11 protein-coding genes and 1 other RNA gene are annotated in these 13,112 nt (G+C 62.0%); 7 read left to right on the top strand and 5 right to left on the bottom strand.

What is annotated here, in order from left to right:
* Nucleotides 1-37: 37 nt before the first annotated feature.
* Nucleotides 38-2,020: a transketolase gene (gene tkt / locus ACT53S_RS11420; protein WP_142071648.1), complete on the bottom strand. Its 1,983-nt coding sequence runs from the start codon at nt 2,018-2,020 to the stop codon at nt 38-40.
* Nucleotides 2,021-2,361: 341 nt separating this feature from the next.
* Here tkt and ACT53S_RS11415 point away from each other — a divergent pair, with 341 nt between their 5' ends.
* From ACT53S_RS11415 to ssrS, 3 genes are all read left to right on the top strand, one after another.
* Nucleotides 2,362-2,634: a DUF4164 domain-containing protein gene (locus ACT53S_RS11415; RefSeq protein ID WP_113376325.1), complete on the top strand. Its 273-nt coding sequence runs from the start codon at nt 2,362-2,364 to the stop codon at nt 2,632-2,634.
* Nucleotides 2,635-2,714: 80 nt separating this feature from the next.
* Complete coding sequence (locus ACT53S_RS11410; protein ID WP_113376324.1) at nt 2,715-3,098, top strand: cell division protein ZapA; 384 nt, start codon at nt 2,715-2,717, stop codon at nt 3,096-3,098.
* A gap of 77 nt (nt 3,099-3,175) precedes the next feature.
* Nucleotides 3,176-3,334, top strand: a non-coding RNA gene (gene ssrS, locus ACT53S_RS11405) — 6S RNA.
* Nucleotides 3,335-3,412: 78 nt separating this feature from the next.
* Here the strand turns inward: ssrS and ACT53S_RS11400 are convergent.
* Complete coding sequence (locus tag ACT53S_RS11400; RefSeq protein ID WP_476067059.1) at nt 3,413-5,431, bottom strand: methyl-accepting chemotaxis protein; 2,019 nt, start codon at nt 5,429-5,431, stop codon at nt 3,413-3,415.
* Between the two features lie 164 nt (nt 5,432-5,595).
* On the opposite strand from ACT53S_RS11400, the gene ACT53S_RS11395 reads away from it, so the two are divergent.
* From ACT53S_RS11395 to ACT53S_RS11385, 3 genes are all read left to right on the top strand, one after another.
* Complete coding sequence (locus tag ACT53S_RS11395; RefSeq protein WP_476067058.1) at nt 5,596-6,177, top strand: 5-formyltetrahydrofolate cyclo-ligase; 582 nt, start codon at nt 5,596-5,598, stop codon at nt 6,175-6,177.
* Nucleotides 6,178-6,186: 9 nt separating this feature from the next.
* Nucleotides 6,187-7,011 carry a TIGR00282 family metallophosphoesterase gene (locus ACT53S_RS11390; RefSeq protein WP_113376493.1) on the top strand — a complete coding sequence of 275 codons (825 nt, stop codon included), beginning with the start codon at nt 6,187-6,189 and terminating at the stop codon, nt 7,009-7,011.
* Nucleotides 7,012-7,122: 111 nt separating this feature from the next.
* Nucleotides 7,123-7,965 carry an MBL fold metallo-hydrolase gene (locus ACT53S_RS11385; RefSeq protein WP_476067057.1) on the top strand — a complete coding sequence of 281 codons (843 nt, stop codon included), beginning with the start codon at nt 7,123-7,125 and terminating at the stop codon, nt 7,963-7,965.
* A gap of 9 nt (nt 7,966-7,974) precedes the next feature.
* Here ACT53S_RS11385 and ACT53S_RS11380 read toward each other — a convergent pair whose 3' ends face one another.
* Nucleotides 7,975-8,478: a pyridoxamine 5'-phosphate oxidase family protein gene (locus tag ACT53S_RS11380; RefSeq protein ID WP_113376320.1), complete on the bottom strand. Its 504-nt coding sequence runs from the start codon at nt 8,476-8,478 to the stop codon at nt 7,975-7,977.
* Between the two features lie 160 nt (nt 8,479-8,638).
* Between ACT53S_RS11380 and ACT53S_RS11375 the strand changes: the two genes are divergently transcribed.
* On the top strand, nt 8,639-9,385 hold the full coding sequence (locus ACT53S_RS11375; protein ID WP_113376319.1) for a YebC/PmpR family DNA-binding transcriptional regulator: 747 nt from the start codon (nt 8,639-8,641) through the stop codon (nt 9,383-9,385).
* 93 nt (nt 9,386-9,478) lie between these two features.
* Here ACT53S_RS11375 and glmM read toward each other — a convergent pair whose 3' ends face one another.
* Together glmM and ftsH are read right to left on the bottom strand one after the other, a co-directional pair.
* Nucleotides 9,479-10,834, bottom strand: a complete 1,356-nt coding sequence (glmM, locus tag ACT53S_RS11370; protein WP_113376318.1) for a phosphoglucosamine mutase — start codon at nt 10,832-10,834, stop codon at nt 9,479-9,481.
* 234 nt (nt 10,835-11,068) lie between these two features.
* On the bottom strand, nt 11,069-13,000 hold the full coding sequence (gene ftsH, locus ACT53S_RS11365) for an ATP-dependent zinc metalloprotease FtsH (RefSeq protein WP_113376317.1): 1,932 nt from the start codon (nt 12,998-13,000) through the stop codon (nt 11,069-11,071).
* Nucleotides 13,001-13,112: the final 112 nt, after the last annotated feature.

Below are 13,112 nucleotides of genomic sequence, written 5' to 3'. Positions count from 1 at the left end.
TATGTCAGGGCGCCCGAGGGACGCCCTGGCGGGAAGGTCAGGCAAGCTTGGCTTCGGCAGCCGCGACGACTGCTTCTGCGGTGATGCCGAAATGCTTGTAAAGGTCCTTTGCCGGGCCGGAGGCGCCGAAGGACTTCATGCCGATAAAGGCGCCGGTCGAACCGATGATCGCGTCCCAGCCCTGGCGGATGCCGGCCTCGACGCCGATCTTCACCGGAGCGTTGCCGATGATGGCCTGCTGGTAATCGGCGTCCTGTTCGAAGAAGAGCTCGAAGCAGGGAACCGAAACCACGCGGGTCGGAATGCCCTTGGCGACCAGCTGCTGCTGTGCCTTGATTGCGATCTCGACTTCCGAACCCGAGGCGAAGATGGAGACCTTGGCGTCGCTGGCCGAGATCAGCTCATAGGCGCCATAGGCGCAGAGGTTCTTGTCTTCGTATTCGGTGCGGGCCGGAACGAGGTTCTGGCGGGTGAGCGCCAGGCCGGACGGGCGATGCTTTTCTTTCAGCGCAATCTGCCAGCATTCCGCCGTTTCGGTTTCGTCAGCCGGACGGAAGAGAAGCAGGTTCGGGATGGCGCGGAGGGCTGCGAAATGCTCGACCGGCTGATGGGTCGGGCCGTCTTCGCCGACGCCGATGGAGTCATGCGTCCAGACATGCACGACGCGGATGCCCATGAGGGCGGCCAGACGCACGGACGGACGGCAGTAATCCGAGAAGATCAGGAAGCCGCCGGAATAGGGGATCAGGCCGCCATGCAGCGCGATCCCGTTCATGGCAGCCGCCGTCGCATGCTCGCGAATGCCCCAGTGCATGTAGCGGCCGGAGAAGTCGGTCGGCGTGATCGACTTCATCTGGCTGGTCTTCGTGTTGTTCGACGGCGTCAGGTCAGCGGAACCGCCCAAGGTTTCCGGCAACAGGCCGTTGATGACTTCCAGCGCGTCTTCCGATGCCTTGCGGGTGGCGACTGTCGGGTTGTTTGCGGCGATCTTCTGCTTGAAGGCGTCGATCGTGGTGTCGAAGCTGCCCGGCAGATCGCCGGCGAAACGACGGTTGAACTCGGCGCGCTTCTCGGCGTCCGCCTTGTTCAGCCGCTCTTCCCATTCCTTGCGCGCCTTCGTGGAGCGCAGGCCGACGAGGCGCCAGGCGTCCAGGACGTCGGCCGGCACGGAGAAGGCTTCCGCTTCCCAGTTCAGCGACTTGCGGGCGGCTGCAATTTCTTCGGCGCCGAGCGGCGAGCCGTGGACCTTGTGGGTGCCCTGCTTGTTCGGAGCACCGAAACCGATGATGGTCTTGGCGGCGATGAAGGTCGGCTTGTCGGACTTATGCGCGGCCTCGATGGCTGCTGCGATTTCGTCCGGGTTGTGACCGTCGATCTCGATGGTGTTCCAGTTGGCCGACTTCAGGCGGGCGATCTGGTCGGTCGAGTCCGACAGAGAGACGGCACCGTCGATGGTGATCTTGTTGTCGTCCCAGATGACAATCAGCTTGTTCAGCTTCAGATGACCGGCCAGTGCGATGGCTTCCTGGCTGATGCCTTCCATGAGGCAGCCGTCACCGACCAGCGCATACGTGTAGTGGCTCTGCAGGTCGGAGCCGAACTCTTCAGACAGCTTGCGTTCAGCGATCGCCATGCCGACGGCATTGGCGATGCCCTGGCCGAGCGGGCCAGTCGTCGTTTCGATGCCGGAGGCATGACCATATTCCGGATGGCCGGCGGTCTTGGCACCCAACTGACGGAAGGACTTGATGTCCTCGATCGTCATGTCTTCGTAGCCGGTCAGATAGAGCAGCGAATAGAGAAGCATCGAGCCGTGGCCGGCCGAAAGGACAAAACGGTCGCGATCGGGCCAGAGCGGGTTCTTCGGATCGAACTTCAGATAACGGCCGAACAGGACGGTGGCGACGTCAGCCGCGCCGAGGGGGAGACCCGGATGGCCGGAATTGGCCTTCTCGACGGCATCCATGGCGAGGAAGCGGATCGCATTCGCCATCCGGTTATGTTTTTCTGGAGAGATCATGGCTAGTCCGCTGGTTCGCAGTGTCAATCACGGCCCTTCGCAGGACCAAATGAGGAGCGAGCGATCCATATCAGGTGCCACGCGCAAGTCAACAAAATGGCCCGGTATAAGCCTTTTATCGTGCAGGTTCCCATCGATCTGCCGCTTTCCTGTGCGACCCGGCTGGATGGCTTCGGCAAGGGCAGGTGCACTTCCGATAGTCCACAGAATTGGACCATGCCGGGTGGGCGCGCTTTATTGACGCGTGCCAAGCGTGGGGCTTAGTGTCGCCGCTCAAATCACCCGGATTGCTTGGACGATTCGCAAACAGCGAAAGCGCAGCAACGAGGCAGGGGTCAGGGATGCCGGTGGAAAATTCGGTCGAAGCCGCGCTCGCGGCGCTTCGTCAGGCCGTGGGCGGCCTCGAAAATGCCGTCGACATGCGTTTTGAAGCAGAACGGGAAAGCAGCGAAGTCGATGGCGAGGTCCGTCGCGTGCATGCCGACCGTGCCCGTTTGGCCCAGGAACTGGACGAGTCGCAGTTTCGGGCCAACAGCCTGGAAGAGGTCAATCGCGAGGTCTCGCGGCGCCTCGTCACCGCCATGGAAACGATCCGGGCCGTGCTCGACCGGTAGACCACCGGTTCGTGCGGCCGCAGACCTGAGATTTGGTGTTGGGCGTCGTCCCGCCCGCGTAACGAAGAGTTGGATGGCCGATGGCCCAGGTGACAGTCACGATCGACGGGAAGGCCTATCGCATGGCGTGCGAGGAGGGGCAGGAGCCCCATCTCACCAACCTCGCGGGCCAGTTCGACCGTTATGTGGGCCACCTGAAAAGCCAGTTCGGGGAAATCGGCGATCTCCGGATCACGGTGATGGCCGGCATCATGGTCATGGATGAAATGGCGGAGCTCAATCGCCGGCTCGCAGACGCCGAACGGGAGCTGGCGGATCTTCGCCACGGGCGCGACAGCGTTCTCGACGGTGCGAGCCGGCGCGATGAGGCCGTGGCACAGACGCTGGCCGAGGTTGCCGAGCGGCTGAACGGCATTACCCGCAAGCTTACCCAGCGCCCGGCGCCGGCAACCAGCGACAATTGAGAAAAGCGGCTGTGGTCGCTTTATCCGAAACGCATTCTCCCACTGGCGGAGAGGGCGCGAAGCGCCTATATCTTGCATGCGGTCTGCGCCTCACGACAGGAACCACAATCCCTGGGGCCATACTCGATCCAAAGGGAGCTGTCCCTGGCCGGGCCCGTGGGCTCGGACATATGGCGCCCACCTACGTTTGTAGGCACCCAGGATCGTAAATCTCCATCGGTTGCCGTGGATCGCACTTCATCCTCGACATGAGACCACAAAAAAGCCGCCGCGATCGCTCGCGACGGCTTTGTTCGTCCTGGTTCGACCTTCGCTCAGAACTCTTCCCAATTGTCCTGCGAAGCGGCGGTCGCGATTGCGCCCGCACCGAAGGCCTTCGTCAGCTTGCCGACCATGGACCGCGCCGGCGAGGGCGCCGGGCGGGACTGGCTTTCGGCAGCACGCGGCGTTGTCATGCGCGGGGCAGGGCTAGCCGGCTGGTAGGTGGAAGCTGCGGCAGGTGCTGCCCGCTGCCCCTCGGCGGTCTGGAACCGACCGAGAAGGCCTGCCAGCGTGCGCGCACTGTCTGCCAGACGGTGGGTCACGGCCGTCGCTTCCTCGACCATTGCGGCGTTCTTCTGGGTGAACTGGTCCATGTGATTGACCGAGCCGTTGATCTCGTTCAGTGCCGTCGACTGCTCTCGGGCGGCCGAGGCGATGGCCGAGATGTGCTCGTTGATCGAGGCGACCTGGCCGGAAATTTCACCAAGCGCATCGCCGGTCTGCTGGACCAGGGAGACGCCACCGGCGACAGCTTCGCCCGACTTGTGGATCAGCGACTTGATGTCCTTGGCGGCATTGGCAGAACGCTGAGCGAGTTCTCGCACTTCCTGGGCGACGACCGCAAAACCCTTGCCGGCTTCGCCTGCACGGGCGGCTTCGACACCGGCGTTGAGCGCGAGCAGGTTGGTCTGGAAGGCGATTTCGTCGATCACATTGATGATCTTGGAAATTTCGCTTGAAGCCTGTTCGATACGGCCCATGGCGTCGATCGCGTCGGAAACGACCTTGCTGGAGCTTTCCGTGCTCTGGCGGGCGACGGCTGCGATCTGGGCGGCCTGATCGGCCTTGGCAGAGGATCCACGGACGGTCGCCGTGATCTCTTCGAGTGCGGCGGATGTTTCTTCCAGCGAGGCCGCCTGCTGTTCGGTCCGCTTCGACAGATCGTCGGTTGCCTGACGCATTTCGGCGGAGCTTGCCTCGATGCCCGACGTTTCGAGGCGAATGTCGGCAAGGGTGCTGCTCAGTTTCTCGACGGAGGCGTTGAAGTCGACCCGCAGCTTGTCGAGATTGCCGGCGAAGGACTGCCCGATGCGGACTGTCAGGTCGCCGTCGCTCAGCTTGTGCAGCGACTGGGCCAGAACGTCGACAGCCTGTTCGACAGCCTTGGCGTCCTCGGCCTTGGCGGCTTCGCGTTCACGGCGTTCCACCTCGCCCTGGGCGGCCGCGTCCGCCGCCTTGCGTTCGATCTCGATCTTGTGGATGGCGCTTTCGCGGAAGACGTTGATCGAGCGGGCGAGGGCTCCGATTTCATTCTTCAGGTCCTGATCCGGGACTTCGGTTTCGAGATGCCCGCTGGCCAATTGATCGGCGACGCCGGTGATGCGCGGCAGGGCGCCGACAATCTGGCGGACCAGAAGGGCAATCAGGGCGGCAGCGATGACGAGGACGATCAGAGCCGTGCCGCCAATGGCATAGGCCATTTCCGTCGCGATGCCGTTGATGTCGGCGGAGCGGACACCGGCATAGAGAATGCCGATGACGTCTCCCGTTGGAGAGAAGATCGGCTGGTAGATGGTGTAATAGGGAACGTCGAGGATGACGGCCTCACCGCGATAGACCTGACCCTTCGTGGCATAGGGATAGACGGCGCCCGTCTGGCCGAGGGCGGTTCCAACCGCGCGCTTGCCGTCCGGCTTGATAATGTTGGTCGTGCGGCGCCAGAAGTCCTTGCTTTCGGCATCCCAGCCGAAGATCGTCGCCGTCTGGCCGGTCATGCGGCCGATCGTGTCGATCATCGTATGGTCGGTGAATTCCTTGGGAACCTCCGGCATGACGATACGGTCGACATTGCCATTCGATGCCCAGGTGATCTTGGTGCCCGGCAGGTCGCGCTCAATGATCGTGGCGGCTGTGCGAAGGCTCGCGTCCTGACCGCTGATGGCCTGTTCCTGGATGCGCGTGGCAATGCTGCCGGAGATGACCCAGGAGACGGCGCCGAGCGACGCCACGAGGATCAGAACTGTCGTCGCCGTGATTGTTTTCGTGATGCCGAAGCGCGAAAAGATCTTCATGCAAAAGTGCCCCTAAAACGTTTGCTTGGGCTTTAGTATAAGCCAATACTGTTAATCCTTGGTTTTTCAGGGGATTTTGCGGATGGCTTGATAAATGGCAAAATTGAAGAAATTGCCCGGATTTTCTCCCCAAATTTGGCGGGTCTGCGGCTTCGGAGGCGAAAATGAGTGATAAAAGCGCTTTGAAGGCGATCTTGCGTAAGGAGCGGCTGAGCCTGCGTGACCAGATTGATCCGGCGGTCCGTTTGGAGCACAGTCTGGCGATGGCAGACTTCGCAGGCCAGACGATCGCCATCGAACCGGGCGCGGTGGTCTCCGGCTTTTTCCCGATCCGTTCGGAAGCCGATATCCGGCCCTTGATGGCGCGCTTGAAGACGCGCGGCGCTCGTCTCTGCCTGCCGGTCGTGCTGGATAGGGAAACCATCGTCTTTCGCGAGCTCGTTACCGGCGCGGAACTGGTCGACACCGGGTTCGGGACGCGCGGCCCCGGGCCGGAGGCCGAGGTCCTGGATCCCGACCTGCTGCTGGTGCCGCTCTCGGCATTCGATGCCAGGGGCAACCGGATCGGCTATGGAGCGGGTCATTATGACCGCGCAATCGCGCGTTTGCGGGAAAAAGGACGCAATCCGCGCCTCATCGGCATTGCATTCGACTGTCAGGAGGTGGCAGAAGTGCCCGATGAAGCGCATGACGTCCGGCTCGAGGCCGTTCTGACGGAAAGTGGCCTCAGAACATTCATGGAGTGATTGGACGAAATGCGACTTCTGTTTCTCGGAGATATGGTGGGCAAGACCGGACGGACGGCTGTGTGGGAGCGGTTGCCGGGTCTGATCTCCGATCTGAAACTGGATTTCGTCATCGTCAATGGCGAGAACGCCGCCGGCGGCTTCGGGATTACCGAGGACATCTATCTCGAAACCATCAATGCCGGCGCTGACGTTGTCACCACGGGCAATCATGTATGGGACCAAAAGGAGGCCGTCTCCTTCTGCACCCGCCATGACCAGTTCCTGCGGCCTGCCAATTATCCGGCGGGCACGCCGGGCAAGGGCTCGGGACTGTTCTATGCCCGCAACGGCGCGCGCGTGCTCGTCGCCAACATCATGGGCCGCGTCTTCATGCACCCCGAGCTCGACGATCCCTTCAAGTCGGCTGAGACAATCCTGGCTGCCTGCCCGCTGAAGGAACAGGCCGACGTGATCGTCTTCGATTTCCATGCGGAAGCGACGAGCGAAAAGCAGTGTTTTGGCCATTTCGTCGATGGCCGTGCGAGCTTCGTTGTCGGGACCCATACCCATGTCCCGACCGCCGATCACCAGATCCTGAACGGGGGCACGGCCTATATGTCGGATGCCGGCATGTGTGGCGACTACGACTCCTCGCTCGGCATGGAGAAGGAAGAACCGCTCAATCGCTTCATCTCGAAGATGCCGAAGGGGCGCTTTGAGGCAGCGAGCGGCCCGGCAACCATCTGCGGCGTCGGGGTCGAGATTTCGGATGCGACAGGGCTTGCCGAAAAGATCGCGCCACTCAGGATCGGGCCGCGGCTTGCCGAAACCATTCCGTCGTTCTGGGCCTGATCGCGACCCGATAACACCATTGTGACGCCATCTGCCGGTCGGGCTGCTTTACGCCCGCCAGCCTCTCCCGCATTCTCGTCACCGAGGACACGCGAGCGATGCGGGAGCGGCATGATGCTGAGACTGGTGTTTTCGAGCCTAGCCGTGTTTCTGGTCGCGCAACATGCGCTGGCACAGGACGCAGAGCGTCCGCCGGTCAGCCAGTGCCAGCTGATTGCGGAAGCCCTACCGCAGGTTCAGTTTGCAAGCTTCAAGCCCTCAGGCACTTTCGGTGGAGCCGTCATTCCTGCGCAGCTTCAGGAAGATGTCACGATCAGCTTCGTCGGGCACTCGACCTTTCAGATCGACACACCCGGCGGCATCTCGATCGCCACCGACTTCAACGGCTGGCTTCGCACATCCCGCACGCCCGATGTCGTGACGATGAACAAGGCGCATTCGAGCCACTACACGCTCAACCCGGATCCCGCGATCGCGACCGTGCTGCAGGGGTGGAATGCCGCACAGCCGGGCGAGAAGATCGAACACCGCGTCGTTGTCGGCGACACCTATGTTCGCAATGTCTCGACCGATATTCGCAGCTGGGGAGGGGAATTCGAGCCTAACGGCAATTCGATCTTCATTTTCGAGGTTGCGGGGCTCTGCATCGGCCATCTCGGCCATCTGCATCACGAACTCACCGACGCGCATTATGCTGAGATCGGCCGGTTGGATATTGTGATGGTGCCGGTGGACGGTGGGTTGACGATGGGCGCCCAGAGCATGAGCCGGACCATCGAGAGGCTGCGCTCTGCCGTCGTCCTGCCCATGCACCGGCGTGGCGCTGTCGTCGAAAGCTTTCTGGCAATGTTCGATGACAGTTTCGATGTCGAGCGGTCACAGAACAGCGGCTTCACGGTGTCCATGCGGACCTTGCCGAAGAAGCCGCTGATCTTGGTTCTGGCGGGCGTTTGACCAGGCTGATCAGGCAAAACGCACGTGGCGGTGGACGCCGACATCCGGCATTTTTTCCGGATCAAGGTTCGCCTTGGCGATTTCCCATCCGAACTTGACCGTGCTGCCGGTCGACGCCCAAATCTCGCCGTCGTCGAGAGACAACGACAGAAGGATGAGGCTGGGGTCGGACTTCCCGCCTTCGTACCAGGCTGCAACAACCGAGTTCCAGTACTCATCGATTTTCGCACTGTCCTTGACGGCTGTCAGCGGGCCGGAGAGGCAGGCGTGATAGTCATGGTTCTTGCCGACGACGCAGAAGTGTCCGCGGCTACCGGGTCGCAGGGCCTTGACGAGGTCCGTGTCGGTCTTGGTGAAGAACCAAATGGTGTTGGTGCGGTGATCGGCGAAGGGGGCCATGGGCCGCATATGCATGTCGGACCCGGCGAGACCGAGCATGCCGGCATGGATATCTTCGATCTCTTCCCAGAGCTGTTCCACTGGGTTTTCGCGGGCTTCGCTGAAGCTTGCCATCTGTCCTGTCTCCTTGTCGTTTAGCGAGGAGAGCAACGAGCAGCGCATCCACTTGTTCCGGGCGCCAGACGAGTTCCTTGTCGGTCGGTGGCCTTGAACAGGACCCCAATCGCCCGTATAAGGCGGCCATTCCGAACATTCAGACCTGATCAGGGGTGCCATGGCTGGCCATTCACAGTTCAAAAACATCATGCACCGCAAGGGGAAACAGGACGGTATCCGTTCGAAGATGTTCTCCAAGCTCGCACGCGAAATCACCGTTGCCGCCAAGACCGGTCTGCCCGATCCGGCGATGAACGCGGCCCTTCGTCTCGCCGTGCAAAACGCCAAGGCGCAGTCGATGCCGAAGGACAACATCGAGCGCGCGATCAAGAAGGCATCGGGCGCCGATGCCGAGACTTATGACGCGATCCGCTACGAAGGTTACGGTCCGGGCGGCGTTGCCGTCATCGTCGAGACGCTGACCGACAACCGCAACCGCACCGCTTCCTCCGTACGTTCGACCTTCTCGAAGGCCGGCGGCGCGCTCGGCGAAACCGGCTCGGTGTCCTTCTCCTTCGACCATGTCGGCGAGATCACCTACAAGGCCTCCGTCGGCGACGCCGACAAGGTCATGGAAGCAGCGATCGAAGCCGGTGCTGAAGACGTCGTTTCCGATGAAGACGGCCACACCATCTACTGCGCCTTCGAGGACATGAACGAGGTTTCGAAGGCACTCGAAGAGGTGCTGGGCGCAGCCGAGTCCGTCAAGGCGATCTGGAAGCCGCAGAACACGATCGAAGTCGACGAGGACAAGGCGACTTCGCTGATGAAGCTCATCGACACGCTGGAAGACGATGACGACGTGCAGAACGTCTATTCGAACTTCGAAGTGTCGGACGAAGTCATGGCGAAGCTCTCCGCCTGATCGCCCAATACGTCTGTTGAAACAAGAAGCCCGGCTGTGTGAACAGCCGGGCTTCTTGCATTTCGCCTTGGATGCGGCGGTGGATTTCGTGTCTCAGGCGGCAGCGCTGCGAACGCTGGCGATGACGTCAACGAGGCCATTGACGATGCGTTCGACCTGTTCCTTGTCGTCGCCTTCGGCCATTACGCGGATCAGCGGCTCGGTGCCTGAGGGGCGGATGACGAGACGGCCGGACTTGGCGAGTTCGGCTTCAGCGTCCGCAATCGCCTGCTTGACCGTAGCGTCCTCGAGCGGCTTGCCGCCGGAGAAGCGGACGTTGCGCAACAGTTGCGGCACGGGATCGAAGCGGTGGCAGATTTCGCTGACGGTCTTGCCGGTGCGCTTGACGGCGGCGAGGATCTGCAGGGCGGCCACGAGGCCGTCGCCGGTCGTTCCATGGTCGGACAGAACGATATGGCCCGACTGCTCACCGCCGACATTGAAGTCGTGGCTGCGCATGTGCTCGACGACGTAGCGGTCGCCGACCTTGGTGCGTGCAAGGGTGAGACCCTTGTCGCCGAGGAAGCGCTCGAGGCCGAGATTGGACATCACGGTGGCGACAATGCCGTTGCCGCGCAGCGTCCCATCCTGTGCCCAGGTTTCCGCGACAACGGCCATCAGTTGGTCGCCGTCGATCACGGTGCCATTCTCGTCAACGATGATGACACGGTCGGCATCGCCGTCGAGCGCAATGCCGATGTCTGCACGAACTTCGTGAACCTTCTTCTGCAGCGCCTCCGGATGGGTGGAGCCGCAATCGAGATTGATGTTGGTGCCGTTCGGTTCGTTGCCGATGGTCACCACATCGGCGCCGAGTTCCCAAAGTGCGGCCGGCGCGACCTTGTAGGCGGCGCCGTTTGCGCAATCGATGGCAACGCGAAGCCCGTGCAGCGTCACGTCGCGGGGCAGGGTGCGTTTGGCAAATTCAACATAACGGTCGTGAACGCCGTCGATACGCTTGGCGCGGCCGATTTCCGTCGGCGCTGCCAGCTGGCCATAGATATCCTTTTCCAGCAGCTCCTCGATCTGCAGTTCCAGCTCGTCGGAGAGCTTGTAGCCATCGGGGCCGAAGAGCTTGATGCCGTTGTCGGCGAAGGGATTGTGAGAGGCGGAGATCATGACGCCGAGATCGCAGCGGAGCGAACGGGTGAGCATGGCAACGGCCGGCGTCGGGATCGGGCCAAGGACGAAGGCGTCGAGGCCGGCTGCGGTGAAGCCCGCGACCATGGCGTTTTCAAGCATGTAACCGGAGAGGCGGGTATCCTTGCCGATCACCACTCTGTGGCGATGGCCGCCACGGCGAAAAATCGTGCCGGCGGCAATGCCGACGCGCATGGCGAGGTCCGGCGTCATCGGGAATCGGTTCGACAGACCGCGAATGCCATCGGTGCCAAAATAACGACGTGTCATCTGTTTTCCTTCAAGTCCATGCCGGGCGGCTGCCGGCTCAGGCCCGGTTAAGGGCGCACCGACACCAATAGGTCGGCTGCTCATGCCACAGTTCGCGGCAAAGAACACATAAATTACGGCAAAAACTGATTACATCCCGTTACCAATGCTGTCGCTTCTTCCGTGTCGCGTCGGCGGCAACGAAAAAAGGCCGCCCGGGTGGGCGGCCTCTGCGTCTATCAGGTCAAGATCCGCTCAGTGCGGCTGCGGCTCCAAGCCGCCCTCGGCCTCACCGCCTTTGTTGACGTCCTTGCGTCCCGTGGACGGGACTGCCGAGCTGCGGCTGGTCGGGCCTTCGTCGCCGCTGTCACGGGCCGGCTTTTCGCCGCGGATCAGCGCCTTGATCTCATCGCCGGTCAGTGTCTCGTATTCGAGCAGGCCTTCGGCAATGGCGACGAACTCGTCGTGGTGATCGGTCAGGATTCGACGCGCTTCCGTATAGGCTTCGTCGATCAGGCGGCGCACTTCGGTGTCGATCTTCTGGGCGGTCGATTCCGAGACGTTCTTCGACTGCGAGACCGAGTGACCGAGGAAGACCTCCTGCTGGTTCTCACCATAGGCGACCTGGCCGAGCACGTCGGAGAAGCCCCACTGGGTGACCATGGCGCGGGCGAGCTTGGTCGCCTGCTCGATGTCCGAGGAGGCACCAGACGTGATGTTTTCCTTGCCGAAGGTCAGCTCTTCTGCCACGCGGCCACCCATCATGATGATCAGGCGGGAGACCATCCACTTGTAGCTCATCGAATAGCGGTCGCCTTCGGGGAGCTGCATGACCATGCCGAGGGCACGGCCGCGCGGAATAATCGTCGCCTTGTGCAGCGGGTCGGCCACCGGCACCTGCAGCGCGGTGATGGCATGGCCGGCTTCGTGATAGGCGGTCAGCTTCTTTTCGGCCTCGGTCATGGCGGACGAGCGGCGTTCCGCGCCCATCATGATCTTGTCCTTGGCGTCTTCGAATTCCTGCATGGTCACGACGCGCTTGTTGCGGCGCGCTGCCATCAGGGCGGCTTCGTTGACGAGGTTCATCAGGTCGGCACCGGAAAAGCCGGGCGTGCCGCGGGCGAGAACCTTCAGGTCGACATTCGGTGCCAGCGGCACGTTGCGGGCATGGACCTTGAGGATGCGCTCGCGGCCAACGATATCCGGGTTCGGCACGACGACCTGGCGGTCGAAGCGGCCCGGACGCAGAAGGGCGGGGTCGAGAACGTCGGGACGGTTGGTCGCGGCGATCAGGATGATGCCTTCATTGGCTTCGAAGCCATCCATCTCGACCAGCAACTGGTTGAGGGTTTGCTCGCGTTCATCGTTACCGCCGCCGAGGCCTGCGCCACGATGGCGACCGACGGCATCGATTTCGTCGATGAAGATGATGCAGGGCGCGTTCTTCTTGGCTTGTTCGAACATGTCGCGGACGCGGCTTGCACCCACACCGACGAACATTTCAACGAAGTCCGAACCGGAGATCGTGAAGAAGGGCACGTTGGCTTCGCCGGCAACCGAACGAGCGAGCAGCGTCTTACCGGTGCCCGGAGGGCCAACCAGCAGCACGCCGCGCGGGATCTTGCCGCCGAGACGCTGGAACTTCTGCGGGTCGCGCAGGAATTCGACGATTTCTTCCAGGTCCTGCTTGGCTTCGTCGACGCCGGCGACGTCGTCAAAGGTGACGCGGCCATGCGCTTCGGTGAGCAGTTTGGCCTTGGACTTGCCGAAGCCCATGGCGCCGCGCGAGCCACCCTGCATCTGGCGCATGAAGAAGAGCCAGACGCCGAGGATCAGCAGCATGGGGAGAAGCGTGCCGATGTAGCTCAGGAAGCCGGACGAGCCGTCGGTTTCCGGACGGGCAACGATCATGACGTTCTTTGCTTCCAGCTTGCTCAACAGGTTGTCGTCAACAACCGGCGCATAGGTCTGGAAGGCGGTGCCGTTTTCGGAATAGGTGCCGAGAACGCGGTTGCCGGTGACCGTTACGTCCCGCACGCGGCCCGAATCGACTTCACGCAGGAATTGCGAATACGGAATCTCGCGCGAGCTCGATTGCGACGGTGACGTCTGGAACATGCTGAACAAAGCGATCAGCAGGAGAGCGATGATCGCCCAGAGCGCGAAATTGCGAAAATTTGGGTTCATGGAATTCCCCGAACATGTGCTGCGGGACGGAACCCCGCTATCTTACCGGCTAACATAGGAGCGCACTGCGCCATTGCCAAGGCAAACCGGCCCTCTCCCATCGTTTTCCGTC

This window comes from Allorhizobium sp. DMC15, assembly GCF_056314065.1.
This window is presented reverse-complemented; position numbering and strand designations above follow the sequence as displayed.

Coding starts and splice junctions, on each gene's coding strand:
- ACT53S_RS11385 (WP_476067057.1), top strand. CDS start 7,123: ATGATGCTGAGACTGGTGTTTTCGAGCCTAGCCGTGTTTCTGGTCGCG.
- glmM (WP_113376318.1), bottom strand. CDS start 10,834: ATGACACGTCGTTATTTTGGCACCGATGGCATTCGCGGTCTGTCGAAC.
- ACT53S_RS11375 (WP_113376319.1), top strand. CDS start 8,639: ATGGCTGGCCATTCACAGTTCAAAAACATCATGCACCGCAAGGGGAAA.
- ACT53S_RS11395 (WP_476067058.1), top strand. CDS start 5,596: ATGAGTGATAAAAGCGCTTTGAAGGCGATCTTGCGTAAGGAGCGGCTG.
- ACT53S_RS11390 (WP_113376493.1), top strand. CDS start 6,187: ATGCGACTTCTGTTTCTCGGAGATATGGTGGGCAAGACCGGACGGACG.
- ACT53S_RS11415 (WP_113376325.1), top strand. CDS start 2,362: ATGCCGGTGGAAAATTCGGTCGAAGCCGCGCTCGCGGCGCTTCGTCAG.
- tkt (WP_142071648.1), bottom strand. CDS start 2,020: ATGATCTCTCCAGAAAAACATAACCGGATGGCGAATGCGATCCGCTTC.
- ftsH (WP_113376317.1), bottom strand. CDS start 13,000: ATGAACCCAAATTTTCGCAATTTCGCGCTCTGGGCGATCATCGCTCTC.
- ACT53S_RS11400 (WP_476067059.1), bottom strand. CDS start 5,431: ATGAAGATCTTTTCGCGCTTCGGCATCACGAAAACAATCACGGCGACG.
- ACT53S_RS11410 (WP_113376324.1), top strand. CDS start 2,715: ATGGCCCAGGTGACAGTCACGATCGACGGGAAGGCCTATCGCATGGCG.
- ACT53S_RS11380 (WP_113376320.1), bottom strand. CDS start 8,478: ATGGCAAGCTTCAGCGAAGCCCGCGAAAACCCAGTGGAACAGCTCTGG.